This window comes from Serratia sp. K1WW1, from assembly GCF_055790865.1.
In genome coordinates this window covers 584,599-606,990 of sequence record NZ_CM147697.1, presented here as the reverse complement: position 1 = coordinate 606,990, position 22,392 = coordinate 584,599, and the positions used below count along the sequence as shown (strand labels likewise).

Genomic DNA, 22,392 nt, shown 5'->3' with positions numbered 1-22,392 from the left:
GATTGCCAACATAACGGCTTGGCAAAACCGTCCCTTGTCGTAAAATCCCCTCCTTTGCCAATCCATCACCGTAAACCCCTTGGAGGCACGGATGGAACAACGCTTTGTTCAAGCTAACCGCGAAGCACGCTGGGCACTGGGCCTGACGCTGCTTTACCTGCTGGCCTGGTCGCTGGCGGCCTATCTGCCAGACAGCAACGCCGGGATCACCGGGCTGCCACACTGGTTCGAAATGGCCTGCCTGCTGGTACCGCTGCTATTTATAGGCCTGTGCTGGCTGATGGTACGCGGCATCTTCCGCGATATCCCCCTGGAGGATAGCGATGCAAACTGAGGTCATTCTGCCGCTGATTGCCTATCTGTTGCTGGTATTTGGCCTGTCGGTGTATGCCTATACCCGTCGCCAGAGCGGTAACTTCCTGAGTGAATATTTCCTCGGCAACCGTTCGATGGGCGGCTTTGTGCTGGCCATGACGCTGACCGCCACCTATATCAGCGCCAGTTCGTTTATCGGTGGGCCTGGTGCCGCCTATAAGTACGGCCTTGGCTGGGTGCTGCTGGCGATGATCCAACTGCCCGCCGTATGGCTTTCACTTGGCGTGCTGGGGAAAAAGTTTGCCATTCTGGCACGGCGCTACAACGCCATCACCCTTAACGACATGCTGTTCGCTCGCTATAAGAGCCGTTTGCTGGTGTGGCTAGCTAGTCTAAGTCTGTTGGTCGCCTTCCTTGGTGCGATGACGGTCCAGTTTATCGGCGGCGCACGCCTGCTCGAGACTGCAGCGGGCATTCCTTACGACACCGGCCTGCTGATATTTGGTATCAGCATTGCGCTGTACACCGCGTTTGGTGGCTTCCGTGCCAGCGTGCTGAACGATGCCATGCAAGGGCTGGTCATGCTACTGGGCACGATATTGCTGCTGGTCGCAGTGATCCACGCGGCAGGCGGCTTGCACAGCGCGGTTGATAAACTGCAACAGATCGATCCGGCGTTGGTCTCACCGCAAGGCGGCGATCAGATCCTCAGCCTGCCGTTTATGGCTTCGTTCTGGATCCTGGTGTGCTTTGGCGTGATTGGCCTGCCGCACACCGCCGTGCGCTGTATCTCGTATAAAGACAGCAAAGCCGTGCACCGTGGCATTATCCTCGGCACCATTGTGGTGGCAATTCTGATGTTTGGTATGCACTTGGCTGGCGCTCTGGGCCGTGCAGTGCTGCCGGATCTGAAGATCCCCGACCAAGTGATCCCAACGTTGATGATCACCGTGCTGCCCCCTTACGCCGCAGGGATTTTCCTGGCCGCACCGATGGCGGCGATCATGTCGACCATCAATGCGCAGCTGCTGCAATCCTCTGCCACTATCATCAAAGACCTCTATCTGGGCGTACGTCCGCTGCAGATGAACAATGAGAAGATGATCAAACGCTTCTCCAGCCTGACTACGCTGATCCTCGGCCTGCTGGTGCTGCTGGCCGCCTGGCGTCCGCCAGAAATGATCATCTGGCTGAACCTGCTGGCGTTCGGCGGTCTAGAGGCCGTATTCCTGTGGCCGTTGGTGTTGGGCCTGTACTGGGAACGCGCCAACGCGCAGGGAGCCCTTAGCTCAATGGTCACCGGTGCGTTATGCTATACGCTATTAGCCAGCTTCGACCTGCACCTGGCCGGATTGCACCCTATTGTGCCCTCGCTGTTAATCAGCCTGATGGCGTTTTATCTCGGTAACGTCTACGGCGAAAAGCGCCAGTTGGCGTCGTCCTTACCCTCTTGAGAGAATTGTTATGCCTTGGATCCAACTAAAACTGAACACCACCGGCAGCCAGGCAGAAGACCTGAGCGATGCGTTGGTTGAAAGCGGCGCGGTGTCGGTCACCTTTCAGGACACCCACGACAACCCGGTGTTTGAACCGCTGCCGGGCGAAACCCTGCTGTGGGGCGATACCGATGTGATCGGCCTGTATGATGCCGAAACCGATATGGCCGAAGTGGTCGCCATATTGGAACAGCACCCATTGCTGGGCAACGGTTTCCGCCACAAAATCGAGCAGTTGGAAGATAAAGACTGGGAACGTGAGTGGATGGATAACTTCCACCCGATGCGTTTTGGCGAGCGCCTGTGGATTTGCCCAAGCTGGCGTGACGTGCCCGATCCGGACGCGGTGAACGTCATGCTCGACCCTGGCCTGGCGTTTGGTACCGGCACACACCCGACCACCGCGCTTTGCCTGCAATGGCTCGATGGCCTGGATCTGGCCGGTAAAACAGTCATCGACTTCGGCTGTGGCTCCGGCATCCTGGCGATTGCCGCGTTAAAACTCGGTGCCGCCCGCGCCATTGGCATCGACATCGATCCCCAGGCCATTCAGGCCAGCCGCGATAACGCGCAGCGTAACGGCGTTTCAGAGCGTCTGGAGCTGTATCTGCCAAAAGACCAGCCGGCCGATCTGCTTGCCGATGTGGTGGTGGCGAACATTCTCGCTGGCCCGCTGCGTGAACTGGCACCGTTAATCAGCGACCTGCCAAAATCCGGCGGCTATCTGGGCCTGTCAGGCGTACTGGCGACCCAGGCCACCAGCGTAGCAGAAGCCTACCAGGATAAATTCAACCTCGACCCGGTGGCCGAGCGTGAAGAATGGTGCCGCATCACCGGCCAACGCAACTAGTTACATTTTCCCCGCCAGCCAAAAACCATCGGAAATTTAATCAGTTCCGGTGGTTTTTTCTTTTGTTAAGAATCGGCCCATTTATTCCTACTTAAGCTGAGCGTAATCTCCTGCTCGGAGTGAAGGTAGCCCGCAGCCTATGAGCCGCCCACTCAGGATAATTGGTATTTTCATTGGACAAGGATCAGGAAATGAAAGGAAAAATGTTGTTTGCCGCCCTATTGGCCGCCAGCTTCTCTATCGGTGCCGCAGAGCATGCTCATTGGGGTTATGAAGGCCAGGAAGACCCGGCGCATTGGGGCAAGCTTTCACCCGATTTTTCACTGTGTGAAACCGGTAAAAACCAGTCCCCGGTCAACATCCAGGGCGCGCTGAAAACCCAGCACGGCAAACTTGAGCTGGCTTTCCAGCCGGGCAAACAGCAAATCGTCAACAACGGGCACACCATTCAAGTCAACGTCAGCGAAGGTAACACCCTGCGGTTGGATAACGACACCTTCACGCTGCAACAGTTCCATTTCCACGCCCCGAGCGAAAACGAGATCGACGGCAAGCAGTTCCCACTGGAAGCGCACTTTGTCTACAAGGACAAAGACGGTGCCCTGGCGGTGCTGGCCCTGATGTTCCAGCAAGGTAAAGCCAACCCGCAACTGGCACAGGCCTGGCAACAAATGCCTGCCGCCGTCGATCAGACCGCTGTGCTGAACAAGCCGCTGGATATCAAAGCGCTGCTGCCAAAACAGTTTAACTTCTACCGCTTCAGCGGTTCACTGACGACGCCCCCCTGTTCCGAAGGGGTCAGCTGGTTGGTGCTAGATCAGCCTGTAAGCGCTTCTGCCGAACAAATCAGTCAATTCCACTCCGTAGTGCACCATGACAATAATCGTCCGGTACAGCCGCTCAACGGCCGCGTCATCGTCGATTGATTTTTGCCTGCTACAACTACCGCTGCCCTCACTGAGGTGGCGGTAATCCCCAGCACCATTCTTGTCGATTTGTCAAAGTATTAAGCTGAGAATGTTACAAATAACCTGATGTTACGATCTGTTATTACCCGCGCGTAAAGATAAAATCCTGTCGTTAGTGGAATATTTTAGCGCACGGAAATTAATCACAATCATTCAATTCACTGTTAAATAACAATAATATTTTCATCAAGGGTGCATAAGCACACTTTTATTGCCCAATAACTGTCGATTGGTTAAAGTTTGGCCTTTCATCTGAATGAAAAAATGCGTAATATACGCGCCCTTGCGGACACAGTATGGTCAGTCTTTGTCTATGCGCATTGGACACCACCAGTTAACAAATTGCCTGATTGCGGCCCCGATGGCCGGCATCACCGATCGCCCATTCAGAACCTTATGTCATGCAATGGGTGCTGGGATGGCTGTATCCGAAATGCTCTCCTCCAACCCGGAGGTGTGGCGCACGGATAAGTCACGTCTGCGTATGGTACATAGCGATGAACCAGGGATCCGTTCCGTGCAAATAGCCGGATGTGATCCTGATGATATGGCCGCCGCGGCGCGCATTAATGTGGCCAGCGGTGCACAGATCATCGACATCAATATGGGGTGCCCAGCCAAGAAAGTGAACCGGAAGCTTGCAGGGTCTGCGTTACTGCAGTACCCGGATCTGGTTAGACAGATCCTCCTCGCGGTGGTTAACGCGGTGGATGTGCCGGTAACACTTAAGATCCGAACCGGCTGGGAACCAGAGAACCGTAACTGTGTAGAAATTGCCCAACTGGCCGAAGATTGTGGTATACAGGCCCTGACGATTCATGGCCGAACCCGTGCCTGCCTGTTCAACGGCAACGCGGAGTACGACAGCATTCGGGCAGTTAAGCAGAATGTCTCCATTCCGATTATCGCGAATGGCGACATTACTGACCCGCATAAAGCCAGAGCAGTGCTCGACTACACTGGGGCTGATGCCCTGATGATAGGCCGTGCTGCTCAGGGGAGACCCTGGATCTTCCGGGAAATCCAGCATTATCTGGACACTGGGGAGCTGCTGCCACCGATGCCACTTGGCGAAGTGAAGCGCTTGTTAATAGGGCATATTCGGGAATTGCACGGCTTTTACGGCCAAGGCAAGGGATTCCGGATTGCTCGAAAGCACGTCTCTTGGTACTTACAGGAGCATGCCCCTAATGACCAGTTTCGGCGCACATTCAACGCCATAGAGGATGCCAGCGAACAGCTGGAGGCGTTGGAGGCATATTTCGAAAATCTAGCGTAAAAAAAGAGCTGACAGAACTATGTTCGAACAACGCGTAAATTCTGACGTACTGACCGTTTCAACCGTGAACTCACAGGACCAAGTGACTCAAAAGCCTCTGCGTGACTCGGTTAAGCAAGCACTGAAGAACTATTTTGCTCAACTGAACGGTCAAGACGTTAACGATCTGTATGAGCTGGTACTGGCTGAAGTTGAACAGCCACTGTTGGACATGGTGATGCAGTACACCCGTGGCAACCAGACCCGCGCTGCCCTGATGATGGGGATCAACCGCGGTACACTGCGTAAGAAATTGAAAAAATACGGCATGAACTGATAACAATCAGTTAAGATGTTGAAAAAAGGCGCTTTTACCTCATGGGTCAAGCGCCTTTTTCTTTTATCATACCGGCCTGTCAGAAACGCCAGGTGGCCGAAAGGTTGCCCGCTACCGAGTCATAGCCAGAACGGAACAGATCGCTCTCTACCCCCAAGCCCAGCTCCACATCCCTATTGATTTGGTAACGAACCCCGGCTTTCACCCCCATGGAGTCACGCCCAGTCACCTGATTCTGGTTGCTGAAGCTCGCCGCGCGGTAGTTGGCGAAAGAGGCTTCTTGCGATACGTCGCTATCCAGCAACTCATGATCCCAGGTCAGTTGCAGATCGGCAGCAATAGCAGCGCCCGAAGAGAGCGGGAGATCCCAACTGCTGTTGACCCCAATGCTGGAGCGCAGAGAATCAAAAGTGCTCGAACCTAGCGCCAGGCGGCTACTGTCGTTGCCCGTTTCCGTCACGCTTGGGCGATGCAAAGTGGTGTAATTCAGTGCGGCCACCGGGCCAGCGCTCCATTGGTCATTCAACGCCCAACGGTAGCCGCCACCAGCAGCGACAGAACCCGCCAATCCGGTCCAACTGGCATGTTGGCTCGCCTGATAAGTCTCGACGCTGATGCTGCGATCCAAACGGCTATCTTCTATGCCAAACCGGCCATTGCCGAATAAATACATCCCCGCTTGCCGATCGGCGGCATAACGAGCCTGGATACCCAGATCGAAAGCCGTGGTTTTACCGCTGGCGTTTTCCGGTGATTTGACCGTTACCGATTGTCCACTGACCGCACCATGGAAGCCATAAACCCAATCGCTATTCTGCTCACTGCGCTTGTCAGCCCCAAAGACTATGCCGTAGCTGCTGGCATCATAGCCAACCTGACTACCCTGGCGCTGCTGCCAGAAACCGCCACCAAAGGGTATGGCAAAGCTATGCCATTCGCCTGCAACCTGCTGCTCTGGCGTGGTGGGATGAGATCCGCTGACAATCCGCGTAATCTGCTGTTCACGATTGAGAGAGCTGGCGAACATCGCACTGTATGCAGCAGGAGAGAGCTGCGGCAAAGCGCTGCTGATACTCCCACCGTCGGCGGCAGAAAAGTCCAGCGTACGGTACAGCGGCTGGATGTCTTCACCCGCGACCGACACAATGTGGTCCAGCGCCTGGCCGACCTGCCGCGCATTGTTGTCCTGCGCATACTGGCTGTAGGCGTTGTCAGCACGCAGCATCGCGAGTTGCCAACGATCCTCACCCTGCGGCGTTGCCTGCAAGGTCAGCGTAGGTGAACTGAGCAAACCGTTCACCGTGCGGAATTCTCCGCTCTGCGAGGTGGTTTTCAGCATCTCACCCGAATCCAGCCGCCAGTCTGCCACATACCAGTCTGGCTGCGGTGCAAACGTTAGCTGACCGTTGAATTCAGCATGGCCATTCACCACCAAGGTATCGTGTCCACCACGGCCATCAACCTCCAACAGCAACTGCCCATTCTCGCCCTGTTGATAGAGGCCGGTGACCTCGATTTGCCCTAGCGAATTACCTGGCGTGAGGATACCGTCATTCAAAAAGCGGCCCGCCGGGTTCAAGGTATAATCGCTGTTGCCAGCCAGCGTGGAGCCTGGTGCGATAGACATGCTGTAAATCTGGTGGTGGCCATTAAGCGAAGTGATCCCCCCATGAGTGCTCAGCGCCAGATTATCGATACCTTCAATATTTCCCCGATAGTTGAACCGGAAATTGGGGTCTGCCTGATCGGTTGCCTGCCCTTGCAAATTAGCCAGGCGCCCGAAGGTAAACTGGGTCAGGCGCTGCTGGCCATGCTCATCCAACTGGTTATAATCCGAGTAGATATTCCCTTCCAGCTGGGCACCATTTAATAGATTGATATGGTTGACCAGCGCGTTTGGCGAGATATAAATCGCCGCACCTTTAGCGGCAACCCGGCCGCTAATATCCGCATTATTGACCAGCGCCCCCTGTAGCTCCGGCAATAATGTTGCAGCCTCCCCGCCAACATAATGTATCCAGGATCCCCGGTAATCCACATCGTTGCCCAGCAGGTTATTGCCAAAATCAAAACTGAGGGCAACGCCATTAGCGCCTAGCGCTTGAACATCGCCTCGCTGAATTAGATTATGGTTCTTGCCATAAGCAAACATCACGCCGCGGCCATTGACCCCGTCTGCGTAGACGCGAGTACCAGGCTCAACGTCCAGCGTATTGTTTTGCCCATCGATACGAATACCTGCCCCACCGGCGCCCTGTGTTAACAGATCCGCTTGCTGGAAGATGTAGTTATTGCTGCCGTAAACATGCAAGCCAACGCCCAATGTCGCGGTGTTATATTGCCCCGTGATGTAGCCATCGCCTTGCTTGTTACGTAAAAAGTAACCATATCGATTAACCAGCGTCTGCCCATCACCGTAGAGCGAAAAGCCGAAGAAATTACGCCGATCGATCTGATAATCCATGTCCTGCAATAACGCCAACTCGGCTTCCATAAACGTGGTGTAGTTGCGGTAATCCTGGTGGCTCATCATGCTGTTTTTCAGCTCGATATGGCTCATATAGTTATCGTCAACCGAGCCATCGTCAGCCAACATTCTCACCGGAACGCCGGGCATGGCTCCCGCCAGCACTTCATCCACGTGTTTACCCGCGAAATATCCCTTATCGAAGCGTACATCAAAACCTTGCGGATCCCATGAGTTATTACACCCTTCGCACAGTATGACCTGGCCGGGGCGTGCCGGATTTCCATTGTCATCACGCAGATGCGCAGTCCAGGAACCGAAAGGCATATCGGTGTCAAAAGCTGGGGTAAATGTCCCCTCTCCAGCCCAATCGGTGGCCATATTAGAGATACCCAACCCATGAGCCAATTCATGAACGGCAACGCTGACCAGATCCGTTTTTCCGGAGCGGGGTAATTGCGCTGGGACATAGGGAATATGATCAAAATCCATTTTTCCCATGATAAATTGGCCATGAGAACCGAAGGTTAGCTCGCCGGTATCAATACCGTTCAAAACCCCTTGCAATTGGGTAATGCTGATTACGCCATCGGTTACCGATTCGCTGGAGCCTGCAGCGTTCACATCATCAAAAGTGCCTACGTTGATGATGGCAGGCAGTTGATCGGGTCTGGGGGTAATAATTTCAGCCCAGTACCGCATGGCATCCAGTATTTTTTCTTTCTGTTGGTGATTCAGATCCCAGCTCGACTCAATTGGTTGCGGATAGTCCGGCATAAAAGGACCATCACCCACATCAAAGAAACGTACCTGGAAGACGGCAACATTATTCGTGTTATAAACCAGGTAACTGTCTGCGGCATAGCTATGGTGACTGGCGAAAAAACTGGTTAACGCCGCCGTGATGAAAAGCTTCTTCAAATCAACCATCCTTGTAGGCAAAGAAAGGAACCATTTACTTCCAGTATAGAAGGACATACCTCGTTTAAACAAAGAATCAACAGTACTAACAGGAGATATCCAGATGGCCCACGGATAGCCATTTGGGCACATGTCCCCCGCCCACTCTCACACCCACGTTTTGTGTGGTATAATCGTGAGTACGAGAGCCCCCTTCGCTGGCAAGCAGCCGTCCTTCCGAAGTCTGATAGCAGTGCGAACCGCCCTTCGAATGTAAAGGTTTAGTCAATGGCTAAACGATCGTCATGACTGGGTGTCAGAGTATGGTATCGCTATTGAGTCGCTTCTTTATGCGCTACAGGTTTCTACCCCATTTCGCATACAGAGTTAATATGAAGCGTCCACAAACTTTTAAACGTGCATTACTGCACCCTCGCTACTGGCTGACCTGGTTTGGCCTGGCGGTCCTGTTCCTGCTGGTTCAACTACCCTATCCTGTGCTGCATAGGCTAGGTGGCTGGATGGGCCGCACCTCTATGCGCTTCCTGAAACGCCGCGTGTCGATCACCCGCCGCAATCTTGAACTGTGCTTCCCGGAGATGGATGCAGCAGTGCGCGAACGTCAAATTATCGGTAATTTCGAATCCCTCGGCATGGGCCTGCTGGAAACCGGCATGGCCTGGTTCTGGTCAGATAAACGCGTGAAACGCTGGTTCAACGTGAGCGGCATCAACCACCTGAAACAGGCCCAGCAAAATGGCCGTGGCGTGCTGGTGATTGGCGTGCATTTCATGTCGCTGGAGTTGGGCGGCCGGGCGATGGGCCTGTGTCAGCCGATGATGGCCATGTATCGCCCACACAACAACAAGGCGATGGAATGGGCACAAACCAAAGGCCGCATGCGCTCTAACAAAGCCATGCTGGATCGCAAAGATTTGCGCGGCATGGTGCAAGCCCTGAAGCGCGGCGAAGCCGTATGGTTTGCTCCCGATCAGGATTACGGCCCACGTGGCAGCGTGTTTGCCCCGCTATTTGCCGTCGATCAGGCCGCCACCACCAGCGGGACCTTTATGCTGGCCCGCATGGCTAAACCGGCACTGGTACCGGTCGTACTGATCCGTCGCCCGAAAGGCTGTGGCTACGATCTGCTGATCCAACCGGCGTTAGAAGACTACCCAATCGACGATGAAGTGGCCGCCGCCGCCTACATGAATAAAGTGGTAGAAAAAGAGATCATGCGCGCTCCAGAGCAATATCTGTGGCTGCATCGCCGTTTCAAAACGCGCCCTACGGGTTCGCCTTCACTGTATTAAACTCGCTTTCTGAAAGGTGATGTTGATCAGCCGAGATCGGCAATCCCCCTCACCCCAACCCTCTCCCACAGGGAGAGGGGGCCGTACGGAGCCGAAATCAGGTACCGCAACCAATCTGTAGCACACTCTCAATCCCTCGCGCATTTTGTGCTCTCCTTTGAAAAATTCACAGACCCGTTTTTAACTCTGCTGTAACATCCTTTTTTACCCGCTCAGGAAAATAAACGATGAAAACGCAGGTTCGTCTTGCTCTGATTGGTGATTACCGCAGCGAAGCCGTTGCCCACCAGGCCATCCCCGTCGCACTCCAACTTACCGCCTCACACCTGGATATTGATATCCAATCCCAGTGGCTCCCCACAGAAACCCTGACCGATGTCTCTGTCCTGCAGGATTATGATGCTATCTGGGTGGTCCCTGGCAGCCCCTATCGCAACGATGACGGCGTCTTTATGACGATCCGCCATGCCCGCGAGCAAAACATCCCTTTTCTAGGGTCTTGCGGTGGGTTTCAATATGCGGTGGTGGAATATGCGCGCAATGTAATGGGTTGGCACGATGCAGGCCACGCGGAGACCGATAGCGGGGGCCGCTTGGTGATCGCACCGCTGAGCTGTTCACTGGTTGAGAAAACCGGCACCATACTGTTTCAGCCAAACACGCTGATCGCCCGCGCCTATGGCAAGCTGGAGACTCACGAAGGCTATCACTGTAACTTTGGTGTTAACCCTGAATTTGTGGCGGATTTGGAGCAACACCCACTGATCATTAGTGGGCATGACATTGAAGGCGATGTGCGCTCGGTGGAACTGCCAGGGCACCGTTTTTATGCCGCTACCCTATTCCAGTCAGAACGTGCAGCGTTACGTGGGGAGCTTTCCCCACTGATTGTGGCCCTGATCCAGGCCGCTCGATAAGCCTTGCCGGGGGCAAACCCAGCCCCCTGATTACCACATTAACCGGCCAATCAAGGGCGCCCCGATCACCGTGATAATCCCCGCTAACATCATCACCAGGCTAGACACCACCCCTTCCTGCTGGCCTATCTCATAGGCTCTGGCGGTACCGGCACCGTGGGAAGAAGCACCAAACCCCGCCCCTTTCGCCAGACCGCTGCGCACCGACAGGCGCAGGAACAGAATATCGCCTACCGCCATGCCAAACACGCCGGTGATCACCACAAACAGTGCCACCAAATCAGGTTGGCCACCCATCTGCTTCGCCGCTTCCAGCGCGAACGGCGTAGTGATGGAACGTACCGCCAGACTGCGCTGCACCTCATCTGGTAACGTCAACCAACGGGCCAGCCACACCGAGCTGTAAACGGCTACCACCACCGCGGTAAGCACCCCGGCGCTGAGAGAAAGCCAATGGCGGCGGATAATATGCAGGTTTTCATATACCGGCACGGCAAAGGCGATGGTTGCCGGGCCAAGCAGCCACAGCAGCCAGTGCGTTTCACCGATATAGCTCTGATACGAGATATGCGTCACCACCAGCAACAGCACCAATACCATCGGCGTCAGCACCAACGGCATCAACAGCAGGCTACGGCGGCGGCGATAGAGCCGTTTATTGGCAAAGTAGAGTACCAATGTCACCACCAAGCAGGTGATGCTGAGGATCACGTCATTCATTACGCATTTTCCGCCGTTGCAGCCAGATCTCGAAGCGATAAACGCGATCCACCACCAGCCCGGTCGCTCCCAGCGTCAGCATGGTGCTGATGGCAATCACCAGAAAAATCTTCCAGCCTTCCACCATCAACAGTTGGGCATAGTTCACCACCGCCACCACCGCTGGCACAAAAAACAGCAGCATTTCGGCCAGTAGCCAACGCGATCCCGCTTTTACCCAGTTGAGCGGCAAAATGCGCAGCAGGATCAGCGCCAACATCATCAACATCCCCACGATATTGGCGGGCAAAGGCAGATGAAACTGCTGCACCAGCCGATCGGCAAGCAGGAATAACAAGGCATATAGCACTACCTGGATCGGCACCTGTAAGCGAGTCAGCAAAGCAGGCGCAGCACGGCGTAACGCCAGAGACATGAAAGCAACCTCAGAAAAAATCAAGGCTTACAGTATACGCAGCCGGGAAACCCTGCCTGAAATGAATTAAAATCATCAACATCATGCCGTAAGGGAATAGTTTCCCGGCGGCACCGCCTTCAGGAGAGCCCAAAGTGGATGTCCGCACCCTGCGTTATTTTGTGGAAGTGGTCCGCCAGCAAAGTTTCACCCGCGCGGCCGAGAAGCTGTTTGTTACCCAGCCCACCATCAGCAAGATGTTGCGCCATCTGGAAGATGAGTTGGAGTGCACACTGCTGGTACGCGAAGGGCGCAAGCTGCACCTCACCGACAGCGGGCAGGCGGTTTATCAGCGCGGCCTGGCGATCCTCGATGAGTTCCGCCAGTTGGAAGCCGAACTGGAGGACATCAGCTCGGTGAAAAAGGGGGTGCTGCGGCTGGGTATTCCACCGATGGTCGGCAGGCAGATCGCCGGTTTGATCCGTCAGTTCCGCCAGATCTATCCAGGGATCGAACTGAAGATATCCGAACTGGGCGGCCTTTCGGTCAAACAGGCGGTGTTAACCGGAGAGTTGGACCTGGCGATGACGATACTGCCCGCAGTATCTGACCAGCCGTTGACCTTTTTGCCCCTGCTAAGCCACCCGATGTGCGTAGTTGTGCCAAAGACGGCACACTGGCTCAACCGCACCAACATCGCGATCAATGAGCTGGCCGAGTGGCCAATCCTGATTTATAACGAAGACTTCACGCTGTATAAAATGCTGATGGCAGCCTTTCAGCAGGCGGGCTTCGAACCCAAGATTGCCGTACGAAGCGGCCAGTGGGATTTTCTGGCAGCGATGGTGCAGGCCGGCGTGGGAATTGCCACCTTACCGGAGCCAGTCTGCCAATGGCTGGATAAAGAAAACCTGATCTGGCTGCCGCTGGAGCCACGAATGGAGTGGCAAGTGGGGCTGATCTGGCGCCAGGGCAGCTACCTTTCTCACAGCGCCCAGGCCTGGATTGCCTGCTGCCGGGAGTATTGGCCTCAGCCTTGATAGTCGTCTGTTTTCCCTCACCCCAACCCTCTCCCACAGGGCGAGGGAGCTGTACGAGCTACAAATCACCTCCTGCACCTGACTGCGGCTCCGGACTAGCTCCCTCTCCCCAAAACAGATGTTCATGAGGCCACGGTCTGCACCTGGGAGAGGGCTGGGGTGAGGGGGATTAGCTTTTACTGACAACCTAGGGTCACCCCTCTCATCCCATAACGGCAGCAAATTCAGGTCACAATCGCCTGCTATACTTCGGCTAATGCTCACAAAAAATCACTAAAAAACCGCTGATTTACTCTTCCGGCCAACGAAAGAGACAGCATGCCCCTTTATTCAGCCGGATGGAAAAGATATGCAGCGGAAATCCCTCCAGAGTATCGCTCCTGGCCTGATGAACCTGCTCGCTTACGAGCGTAGCTGGTTGAAACCTGATATCCGCGCTGGCCTCTCGGTGGCGGCAGTGGCATTACCGGTGGCGATTGCCTATGCCGAGCTGGCTGGCGTGAGCGCCATCGTTGGTCTTTACTCCTGCATCCTCCCGATGATCGCCTACGCCATTTTTGGCTCATCGCGTCAGTTGATCGTCGGACCTGATGCAGCCACCTGCGCGGTCATCGCCGCAGTAGTCACTCCGCTAGCGGCTGGCCATACCGAGCTGCACTGGCAATTGACCATCGTGATGACCCTGATGATGGGAACCTGGTGCCTGATTGCCAGCCGCTTCAAGCTGGGAGCCATTGCAGACCTGCTGTCACGCCCGATCCTCAATGGGTTGCTCAACGGCGTGGCGCTGACGATTATCGTTAATCAGATCAGCAAGATATTCGGGTTTGCCTCGCCCTCCAGCGAGCTGATTGAACGCATTTACGCACTGCCGGTTAACTTGCTCAACAGCCATTGGCCCACGGTACTTATGTCACTACTGACGCTGCTGATCCTGCTTGGCGTCCACTATACCCGGCCTAACTGGCCCGCACCGCTGTTCGCCGTAGTGCTGACGACGGCGTTGACCTGGGCGGCGAATTTGCCGCGCTTCGGCATTGAAACGGTTGGGGGCTATACCGGTGGCGGTTTGCCCATGGTGTCATGGCCTGATTTTAAACCCGGGCTGCTGCGCGATCTGGTGATCCCGGCGCTCAACCTTGCCGTAGTCAGCTTTGTCAGCATGATGCTGACCACTCGAAGCTTTGCGGCAAAAAATGGCTACGAAGTTGACGCCGATAGCGAATTTCGTGCGCTGGGGCTGGTGAATATCGTCTCTGGGCTTTCGCAGGGATTCGCCATCAGCGGTGCCAACTCCCGTACCGCCGTTAACGATGCCAACGGTGGCAAAAGCCAGTTGGTCTCGGTGATTGCCGCGCTGGCGATCGCTTTGGTAGTGGCATTTTTTAGCGAGCCGCTGCAGTTTATCCCCATTGCGGTACTTGGCGTGGTGCTGATTTACGCCTCTTGGTCGCTGCTGGATATGCGTAGCATTTTCCGGCTGCGCAAACGCAATCGCCCCGCGTTCTATCTGGCGCTGTTTACTTTCTTGAGCGTGCTGCTGGTAGGGATCATTCCCGGCATTGGGCTGGCGGTGCTGCTGGGTCTGTTGCAGTTTCTACAGACGGTTTTCCGGCCTACCGAGCAGCTACTGGGGGTCAATGCAGACGGTATGATCCATTCGCTGGGTAAGAGCAACGGGGTCCAGCCGGTCGATGGCGTCATTATGTACCGCTTTAATTCGCCGTTGACCTATTTTAACGTTGCCTACTTCAAGCGGCGGATCACCACTCTGGTAGATGGATCGCCGGGCCAACCACGTTGGGTGGTGATTGACGCGGTAGCCAGCTTCACCCATGCGGATATCAGCGTGCTCGCGGCTGTCGAAGAATTGAAGCGGGATCTGCAACTGCGGGGGATCGGCCTGGTACTTGCAGGCCGCCGTACCGAGCTGACACGTTGGTTTCGCCTGGATCGCTCCGGCAATAAGGAGAATAAACTGCTCCTGGTTCCCGACCTGTATCTGGCGTTGAAGCTGATCCAAAGCAAGGAGAGTAAAGCGCAAGGGGAGCGAGATGCCGAAACCTTCGGCTGAATAAGATAAGGGCCGCATAGCGGCCCCCGTAAAGATGTGGTTAGCCTTCTCGCTCAACCAGCAAGGCTTCCAGCAGATCGAGATCGTGCAGCAGTTTTTGCAGCGTCTCGTTGCTGATTTTTTGCGTGGCGCGTAGGTGATAAAGCTCACCACGCTCCGCGCGCAATGCGGTCAAACGGAAGCGCCGCTCGAGGTTTTCCAACGCCAGCGCATTTTCGATATCGTCTTTACTGGCAATACGCCGCCGCAACATTCCGGTCACTCTGGAACTGACCTCTTTGAGCACCTGCGGATCGAGGTTTTCCTCGGTGTCTGCCACCAGCCGCTCTTCCATCTTGTTGATGCTCTCAATCGCCACCTCGGCAGCCATGGCAATCGCCATGCGCTCTTCGGTCTTGCTGGCGCTCTTGTCTGCGACATGCACCCCGCGCAGCAATAACGGCAACGCCAGTACGCCAACGATCAGTGACAGCAAGATCACCCCGGCGGCGATAAACACCAGCTGATAGCGCGCCGGGAAGGCGGTACCATCGCTAAGTAACAGCGGGATAGAGAGCACACCAGCCAGCGTAATCGCCCCACGCACGCCAGCGAAAGAAGCAACCCACAGCTCACGTATGCTGTAATCGCCAAACTGTAGAGGGCGCTTTTTCATAAAGCGATTACTGGCCTTTTTCATCACCCACAGCCAGCTGAAACGCAGCACCAGCAGCGCGGCGTAGATAATCGCCACGTCGGTAAACAGATACCAGGTCTCGATAGTCGGATCCAGTTCAGCCTGCACAATCGAGGTTTCCAGGATCCCCGGCAGTTGCAGCCCCAACATGATGAACACCATGCCGTTGAACACGAACTCCAGCATCGCCCAGACGCTGTTAGCGCGCAAACGCATGGCCAGTGGTGCGTTACGGATCACGCCAGACTGGCTGATGGTCATCCCCGCCGCGACGGCAGCCAGAATACCGGACACGCCGATATGTTCGGCAATCAGATAGGAGGCAAAAGGCAACAGCAGCAGCAACACAATCTGCGTGGCCGGATCGTCTCCGCTCCAACGGCTCATCACGCGCAGCGATTTACTGTAGGTCCAGGTCACCGCTACACCGGCGAGCAGACCACCGATCGCCACCTTCAGAAACTCCATGGAGGCACCACCGACGGTGAACACCATGGTGCCCATCGCCACCGCGATGGCAAATTTTAACGATACCAGGCCGGAAGCGTCATTCATCAACGCCTCGCCTTCCAGCACACTCATGATGCTTCTGGGAATGCGCCCTTTGCCAACAATACCCCCCAGTGCCACGGCATCGGTAGGTGACAACACCGCCGCCAGCGCAAACGCAGCAACCAACGGAATGCCCGGTACCATCATGTAAATGAGATACCCAACTCCGACAACGGTGATCAGCACCAGCACCAATGCCAGCCCCAGGATTTCACGCCCGTGGTGCAGGAATTCGCGTGTCGGTGTTTTCCAACCGTCGGCAAACAGCAATGGCGGAATAAACAGCACTAAAAACAGTTCGGGGTCAAAATCAACGTGCAGCCCGAAATTCGGCCAGGCTAACAGAGCCCCAATGGCAATTTGCATCAAGGGTAACGGGATCTGGAACGGCAACATGCGTGTTACCACCCCAGACAGGGAGACCACCAGGATCAAAATGAGGATTGTAAAAAATATTTCCATGCTTTCCTTAGACTCTTAAGTTCAGATCACCAAAGCGCGCGGGTAACAGTGTCCGAATAGTAGATCACTTTTTTTCTCAGTTATAAAGCTTGTTGTGCCTTTCAAAACACGTCGCAGAAAAGAGGGAGAATAGTCTTAATGAAATGAACAACGGGGCCAGAGGATGGCCCCGTTGAAGAAAGGCTTAAATTGCCCAACCACCCGCATAAAATGCCACCAGCGCCACCGCGATTAACACGGTACCGATGTTCAGCCTACGCCATTCACCAGAGAACACGCGGCCAATCACCAGCGAGCTGAAGCCCAGCATGATGCCGGTCACGATGTTACAGGTCAGCACGATAAACACCGCGCACAGCAAACCGGCCATGGCGTCGACAAAGTCGTCGAAATCCAGCTTGGTGACATTGCTCAACATCAGCAAGCCAACGTACATCAGCGCAGGAGCGGTGGCGTACACTGGCACCAGATAGGACAGCGGCGACAGGAACAGGATCAGCAGGAACAACAGCCCGACCACGGTGGCCGTCAGGCCGGTTTTACCACCCGCCGCCGTACCCGCGGCAGATTCGATATAAACCGCGGCAGGTGCAGCCCCAACCAGCCCGGAGAAGATGCTGCTCAGGGAATCAGAGGTCAGCGCTTTGCCACCGTTAATGATCTGGCCGTCTTTATCCAGCAGATTGGCCTGCCCGGCGACCGCACGGATGGTGCCCGTGGCGTCGAACACCGCAGTCATTACCAATGCCAACACGCTTGGCAACACCACCGGCTGTAACGCACCCATGATATCCAGGCTGAAGATCAGCGATTTGCCATCCGGCCCCGCCAGGCTAGGCATGGCGAACAGCCCTTGATACTTCACCGCCGGGTCGAAAATCAGGCCGATAACCGAAATGGCAATAATGACCAGCAAGATGCCGCCAGGCACGCGCAGTTTTTCCAGGCCGAAGATCACCGCCAAGCCGATTAACGTCATCACCACCGGAAACGAGGTAAATGCTCCCAGCGCTACTGGCAAACCATCCAGAGGATTTTTCACCACCAGACCGACACCGTTAGCCGCAATCAGCAGCAGGAACAGGCCGATACCAATACCGGTGCCGTGCGCCACTCCCATTGGCAGGTTACGCAGGATCCAGGAACGGATACCGGTAATCGAGATAATGGTAAACAGGATCCCCATCAGGAATACCGCGCCCAGCGCCACGGGAATGCTGATCTGCTGACCCAGCACCAGACTAAAGGCGGTGAACGCAGTCAGTGAAATGGCGCAACCAATCGCCATTGGCAGGTTGGCCCACAAGCCCATCAGCAACGACCCCAAACCGGCAACCAGGCAGGTGGCAACGAATACCGCAGTCGGTGGGAAACCGGCTTTACCCAGCATGCTGGGAACCACGATCACCGAGTAGACCATCGCCAGGAAGGTGGTTAACCCTGCCACCACTTCCTGACGCACGTTGGTACCCCGCGCTGTAAGTTTAAAATACGCATCAAGCCCGCCTTTGGGTGTCACGGCGTTATTTGCTTGAGAATTCGACATGTTGCTGTCCCCTGTTTTTCATTGCTGCCAGCCTGGATGAAATGGCTTGTTATCCCACTGATGCATGGTCATTACGAAACCGTTTCCGTCACGTTCGCTTCCTTACCCTTCAGGAACGCGGCAACAGACGCCGTGTAAAAGGCAAACGTTTAACTCTCATCGCATGCAGCGGGTGATTTATGATGGTCTTACCCTTAAAAATCCCAAATGCTTCTGGGCGGGATTTTCAAGGCAAACGATTATCTAGCCTTCTATGCCGTCTGATCAACTAAAGATCGCGACAATTTATGCGAAAACGTATTGCGAACGCGCATTGTTGAAGATGTGAGGTTTATCGCATTACGACTTGAGAAGGGAGTTCGCCCCGACAGCTTGGGGCGGAAAAGATTATTGCGACTGCATCGCCTGCTCATCCATATACATCAACTCCCAGATATGACCATCCAAATCCTGGAAGCCATGGCCATACATAGTGCCGTAATCCTGTGGCTGATTATAAGTATTGCCACCGGCGGAAATGGCTTTGCGTACCAACGCGTCTACCGCAGCACGGCTGGGTTGCGACAAGCAAATCAGCACCTCCGTCGCTTTATTGGCATCACTGACGGGATTGGGGGTAAACAGTTGGAATTTCTCGTGAGTCAGCAACATCACGTAAATACTCTCACTCACGACCATGCAGGCGGCAGTGTCATCGGTAAACTGCGGGTTGAAGATAAACCCCAGTTGTCGGAAGAACTCGATAGAAGCGGGCAAATTGCTGACGGGCAGGTTAACAAAAATTTGCGTAGCCATGGGCTACCTCCTATGAAAGTGACCCTATCGAGTATAGTTCAAGCCTTCACCCTAGCACGCTAAACGGCCCACCCTGTTCCAGAGCCCGCTGATACGCAGGACGCGCGTGAATGCGTTGCAGATAGTCTTGCAGTTTCGGGCACCCATCCAGCCCGCCTCGCCCAGCTAGCGCCTCCACCGGGAAACTCATCTGGATATCCGCAGCGCTGAATTCATTGCCCACAAACCAGGTGCTTTTATTCAGGTGTTGCTCCAGATAATCGCGATGCGTGACAATCTGCTTATCCAGATACTCTTTCTGTACCCCTTTACCGATCGCCCCGGCAATCGGGCGTATCACCCATGGGATCGGCGGGTGTCCTAAACGGCTAAACACCAGTTTCATTACCAGCAGCGGCATCAACGACCCTTCTGCATAGTGCAGCCAATAGCGATACTCCTGGCGAGCGTGAAAATCCGTGGGCGTGAATAACCCTTGCGCGTCATAGGCTTCCTGCAGGTATTCAATAATGGCGCCCGACTCGGCCAGCGTCAGATCGCCGTCTACCACTACCGGCGATTTGCCCAACGGGTGGATCTTTTTCAATTCGGGCGGTGCCAGCATGGTGGTTTTATCGCGTTGATAACGCAGAACCTGATAGGGAACACCGAGCTCCTCCAGGAACCATAAGATGCGCTGCGAACGCGAGTTGTTCAGGTGATGCACGATAATCATGATTTTTCTCCCTCAGCGGCCTGGAGCCGTTGCCACACCAATTCACCAATTTGCACGCTGTTGTCCAGTTGCAACGGCACGGTGCGTAATGTGAGTGTCTCGCCAGTGAAACTGTAGAAGCGGACCTGCTGGCTACCCAGCCAGTTGGGGAACGAACAACCCTCGACGCGATGAATGACGCATTGTTTATCTTCGTCAATCTGATAGCGGCCAAAGTAACAAAGCATATTCACAAAGGCGGGGCGGATCTCTCGATCGCTGCCCTGAGCCAAATCCTCCGAGGCAAACCTTGGCCGCGTTGCGCTATAGAGCTGCGCCGCCATGGTGCCGTTAGCCTCATAGTTGAGCCGCCCCAACACCTGCTCGCCCAAAGGGTGATGTATTGCGCCATCCTCCCCTTTGAATACGGAAGAAACCAGCGCCCAACCGCCAATAAACTGATTCGTTGTCATCACATCACTCCCTAAAAGCCCTGGTTAAAAGGTAGTTGTGATTTCAACGATCGCCAACCATCGCCTTAATTCAGTTTATTTGATAAAGATACTCAAAACTCTCCGATTTTCTAATCCAGAGCAGTGGCCTATCATTCAATACATCGAGAGACAACGGCCTCTCACCTAACAAAAACTCTGAGGATTGAATCATGAAAAGCATCAAAATTTTTGCTACCGCTGTACTGTTAACTTCCGCTTCTTTCGCCAGCATTGCCGCTGACCAGGTCACCAGCCAGCCAACTGCCGACTCACAGAAAATCGGTGTGGTTTCCGTAAGCGGTGCCAGCAACCTGAGCGCTCTGGAAGCCGAACTGGCAAGCAAAGCTGCCGCATCCGGTGCCAACGCTTACCGCATCGTTTCCGCCGGTGGCCAGAACAAGCTGTACGGCACAGCAGAAATCTTTAACTAATCGTCAGATTACGAGCCCCGTAAGGGGCTTTTCGCGTTATAGCGGGCGACAAAACCCAGACTCACCAAACTGCTCTATAATTTACCAGCCAACCGGCACTTCCCCGATAGAGCCCTGCTCACGGCATGCTCTGGCAATTCCCAGTCCGTTCTTTCCCGATACTGCTTTTGCTATTCAATAACCTTCACGACTTCTGGAGAAATATCATGTCAGTAACGCAATTTCTGTCAGGTAGAGTAGCTTTTGTCCAGGGTGGTTCCCGCGGTATCGGTGCCGCCATCGTTAAACGCCTGGCACGTGAAGGCGCTACCGTCGCTTTCACCTACGTTTCCTCCGCCGATAAAGCCGATGAGGTGGTTGAAGCCATTACGACCGCTGGCGGTCAAGCCATTGCCATCCGTGCAGACAGTGCCGACGCTGAAGCTCTGCAACAGGCGATACGCCAGACGGTAAACAGCTTCGGCAAGCTGGATATTCTGGTGAATAACGCGGGCGTGCTGGCAATGGGTAGCCTGGAGGAATTGTCGTTAGCAGATCTAGATCGCACGCTGGCCGTTAACGTCCGCAGCGTATTTGTCGCCAGCCAGGAGGCCGCGCGCCATATGAACGATAATGGCCGCATTATCAATATCGGCAGCACCAACGCTGAGCGCATGCCGTTTGCCGGTGGGGCGATCTACGCCATGAGCAAGTCGGCACTGGTCGGTTTAACCAAGGGTATGGCTCGCGATCTGGGTTCACGTGGCATTACCGTCAATAACGTCCAGCCCGGCCCGGTAGATACCGATATGAACCCGGCGGATGGCGACTTTGCCGAACTGATGAAAACCATGATGGCCATTGGCCGCTATGGCAAGGATGAAGAGATCGCCAGCTTTGTGGCCTATTTGGCGGGGCCAGAGGCGGGATATATTACCGGTGCCAGCCTGACGATTGACGGTGGCTTCTCAGCGTAATGCCCTCTAAAGCAAAAAAGCCCCAAAAAGGGGCTTTTCGTTTTGAACCTGAGCACAATCAGAACGGAATATCGTCGTCAAAGTCCATTGGTGGCTCGTTGCTGGCCGCTGGTGCGCTGTTTTGCGCTGGGCGAGCCTGCTGCTGTTGACCACCGCTGAACTGGTTGCCACCCTGTGGCTGCTGAGGTTGACCCCAACCGCCCTGCTGGCCACCCGCTGGAGCGCCGCCGCCTGCTGGAGCACCACCACCTTGGCGGCCGCCCAACATCTGCATGGTGCCACCCACGTTGACCACGATTTCGGTGGTGTATTTTTCTACGCCCGCCTGATCGGTCCATTTACGGGTCTGCAATGCACCCTCGATGTAAACCTGGGAACCTTTACGCAGGTATTCACCCGCCACTTCTGCCAGCTTGCCGAACAACACCACGCGGTGCCATTCCGTTTTTTCTTTCTGCTCGCCAGTAGCCTTGTCACGCCAGCTCTCGGAGGTCGCCAGGGTAATGTTGGCAACTGCGCCGCCATTAGGCATGTAACGGACCTCAGGGTCTTGACCCAGATTCCCGACCAAAATTACTTTGTTTACGCCTCTGCTGGCCATGTTCGATCTCCCGATGAGTCATTTAAGTGGATTCAGACCACATTTTGGATAGTCTAAACCACAAATTGTAGCATGCCACCTGCTTAGATTATACCTGCGAAGTGCCTTCCAAAAATGTCCCGGCAATCGACCTTGT

The 22,392-nt window shown here is 54.9% G+C and carries 21 protein-coding genes; 12 read left to right on the top strand and 9 right to left on the bottom strand.

What is annotated here, in order from left to right; translation table 11 throughout:
- Nucleotides 1-91: 91 nt before the first annotated feature.
- The 6 genes from ACX9GU_RS02755 to fis all read left to right on the top strand — a co-directional run bounded on the left by ACX9GU_RS02755 (nucleotide 92) and on the right by fis (nucleotide 5,224).
- Entirely contained in the window at nucleotides 92-334 is a 243-nt protein-coding gene (locus ACX9GU_RS02755; protein ID WP_024486310.1) for a YhdT family protein, read from the top strand.
- A complete protein-coding gene (gene panF, locus ACX9GU_RS02750; RefSeq protein ID WP_429621068.1) occupies nucleotides 324-1,769 on the top strand; it encodes a sodium/pantothenate symporter in 1,446 nt (481 codons plus the stop codon). Before ACX9GU_RS02755 ends, panF begins: the two co-directional genes overlap by 11 nt.
- Nucleotides 1,770-1,779: 10 nt before the next feature.
- A complete protein-coding gene (gene prmA, locus ACX9GU_RS02745; RefSeq protein ID WP_473193777.1) occupies nucleotides 1,780-2,661 on the top strand; it encodes a 50S ribosomal protein L11 methyltransferase in 882 nt (293 codons plus the stop codon).
- Between the two features lie 191 nt (nucleotides 2,662-2,852).
- On the top strand, nucleotides 2,853-3,587 hold the full coding sequence (locus tag ACX9GU_RS02740; RefSeq protein ID WP_473193776.1) for a carbonic anhydrase: 735 nt from the start codon (nucleotides 2,853-2,855) through the stop codon (nucleotides 3,585-3,587).
- Nucleotides 3,588-3,942: 355 nt separating this feature from the next.
- Nucleotides 3,943-4,908: a tRNA dihydrouridine synthase DusB gene (gene dusB, locus ACX9GU_RS02735; RefSeq protein WP_037411678.1), complete on the top strand. Its 966-nt coding sequence runs from the start codon at nucleotides 3,943-3,945 to the stop codon at nucleotides 4,906-4,908.
- Nucleotides 4,909-4,927: 19 nt separating this feature from the next.
- A complete protein-coding gene (gene fis / locus ACX9GU_RS02730; protein WP_000462905.1) occupies nucleotides 4,928-5,224 on the top strand; it encodes a DNA-binding transcriptional regulator Fis in 297 nt (98 codons plus the stop codon).
- 79 nt (nucleotides 5,225-5,303) lie between these two features.
- Here the strand turns inward: fis and ACX9GU_RS02725 are convergent, their stop codons facing one another.
- A complete protein-coding gene (locus tag ACX9GU_RS02725) occupies nucleotides 5,304-8,621 on the bottom strand; it encodes an autotransporter outer membrane beta-barrel domain-containing protein (protein WP_473195100.1) in 3,318 nt (1,105 codons plus the stop codon).
- A 362-nt stretch (nucleotides 8,622-8,983) separates the two neighbouring features.
- On the opposite strand from ACX9GU_RS02725, the gene lpxP reads away from it, so the two are divergent.
- Together lpxP and ACX9GU_RS02715 are read left to right on the top strand one after the other, a co-directional pair.
- On the top strand, nucleotides 8,984-9,904 hold the full coding sequence (gene lpxP, locus ACX9GU_RS02720; protein ID WP_473193775.1) for a kdo(2)-lipid IV(A) palmitoleoyltransferase: 921 nt from the start codon (nucleotides 8,984-8,986) through the stop codon (nucleotides 9,902-9,904).
- Between the two features lie 227 nt (nucleotides 9,905-10,131).
- Nucleotides 10,132-10,821, top strand: coding sequence for a CTP synthase C-terminal region-related (seleno)protein (locus tag ACX9GU_RS02715; RefSeq protein ID WP_473193774.1), 690 nt, complete (start codon nucleotides 10,132-10,134; stop codon nucleotides 10,819-10,821).
- A gap of 30 nt (nucleotides 10,822-10,851) precedes the next feature.
- Here ACX9GU_RS02715 and ACX9GU_RS02710 read toward each other — a convergent pair whose 3' ends face one another.
- Both ACX9GU_RS02710 and ACX9GU_RS02705 read right to left on the bottom strand, forming a co-directional pair.
- On the bottom strand, nucleotides 10,852-11,541 hold the full coding sequence (locus ACX9GU_RS02710; protein ID WP_021180789.1) for an LrgB family protein: 690 nt from the start codon (nucleotides 11,539-11,541) through the stop codon (nucleotides 10,852-10,854).
- Nucleotides 11,534-11,956: a CidA/LrgA family protein gene (locus tag ACX9GU_RS02705; protein WP_071681571.1), complete on the bottom strand. Its 423-nt coding sequence runs from the start codon at nucleotides 11,954-11,956 to the stop codon at nucleotides 11,534-11,536. Before ACX9GU_RS02705 ends, ACX9GU_RS02710 begins: the two co-directional genes overlap by 8 nt.
- Nucleotides 11,957-12,090: 134 nt before the next feature.
- On the opposite strand from ACX9GU_RS02705, the gene ACX9GU_RS02700 reads away from it, so the two are divergent.
- Nucleotides 12,091-12,975 carry a LysR family transcriptional regulator gene (locus tag ACX9GU_RS02700; protein ID WP_473193773.1) on the top strand — a complete coding sequence of 295 codons (885 nt, stop codon included), beginning with the start codon at nucleotides 12,091-12,093 and terminating at the stop codon, nucleotides 12,973-12,975.
- A 349-nt stretch (nucleotides 12,976-13,324) separates the two neighbouring features.
- Entirely contained in the window at nucleotides 13,325-15,049 is a 1,725-nt protein-coding gene (locus ACX9GU_RS02695) for a SulP family inorganic anion transporter (RefSeq protein WP_473193772.1), read from the top strand.
- A gap of 40 nt (nucleotides 15,050-15,089) precedes the next feature.
- Here the strand turns inward: ACX9GU_RS02695 and ACX9GU_RS02690 are convergent, their stop codons facing one another.
- The 5 genes from ACX9GU_RS02690 to ACX9GU_RS02670 form a co-directional block, all read right to left on the bottom strand.
- Entirely contained in the window at nucleotides 15,090-16,739 is a 1,650-nt protein-coding gene (locus ACX9GU_RS02690; RefSeq protein WP_024483960.1) for a Na+/H+ antiporter, read from the bottom strand.
- 184 nt (nucleotides 16,740-16,923) lie between these two features.
- Entirely contained in the window at nucleotides 16,924-18,285 is a 1,362-nt protein-coding gene (locus ACX9GU_RS02685; protein WP_039995975.1) for an NCS2 family permease, read from the bottom strand.
- Between the two features lie 387 nt (nucleotides 18,286-18,672).
- On the bottom strand, nucleotides 18,673-19,080 hold the full coding sequence (locus ACX9GU_RS02680) for a VOC family protein (RefSeq protein WP_166733529.1): 408 nt from the start codon (nucleotides 19,078-19,080) through the stop codon (nucleotides 18,673-18,675).
- 46 nt (nucleotides 19,081-19,126) lie between these two features.
- Nucleotides 19,127-19,795 carry a glutathione S-transferase family protein gene (locus ACX9GU_RS02675; protein WP_094982835.1) on the bottom strand — a complete coding sequence of 223 codons (669 nt, stop codon included), beginning with the start codon at nucleotides 19,793-19,795 and terminating at the stop codon, nucleotides 19,127-19,129.
- Nucleotides 19,792-20,247: a lipocalin-like domain-containing protein gene (locus ACX9GU_RS02670; RefSeq protein ID WP_473193771.1), complete on the bottom strand. Its 456-nt coding sequence runs from the start codon at nucleotides 20,245-20,247 to the stop codon at nucleotides 19,792-19,794. The genes ACX9GU_RS02675 and ACX9GU_RS02670 overlap by 4 nt, the downstream gene beginning before the upstream one ends.
- Nucleotides 20,248-20,438: 191 nt before the next feature.
- Here ACX9GU_RS02670 and bhsA point away from each other — a divergent pair, with 191 nt between their 5' ends.
- Entirely contained in the window at nucleotides 20,439-20,699 is a 261-nt protein-coding gene (gene bhsA, locus ACX9GU_RS02665) for a multiple stress resistance protein BhsA (RefSeq protein WP_473193770.1), read from the top strand.
- Nucleotides 20,700-20,905: 206 nt separating this feature from the next.
- Complete coding sequence (locus ACX9GU_RS02660) at nucleotides 20,906-21,655, top strand: 3-oxoacyl-ACP reductase family protein (RefSeq protein ID WP_473193769.1); 750 nt, start codon at nucleotides 20,906-20,908, stop codon at nucleotides 21,653-21,655.
- Nucleotides 21,656-21,713: 58 nt separating this feature from the next.
- On the opposite strand, the gene ssb1 is transcribed toward ACX9GU_RS02660, so the two are convergent.
- Complete coding sequence (gene ssb1, locus ACX9GU_RS02655) at nucleotides 21,714-22,256, bottom strand: single-stranded DNA-binding protein SSB1 (protein ID WP_024483970.1); 543 nt, start codon at nucleotides 22,254-22,256, stop codon at nucleotides 21,714-21,716.
- Between the last annotated feature and the right edge of the window lie 136 nt (nucleotides 22,257-22,392).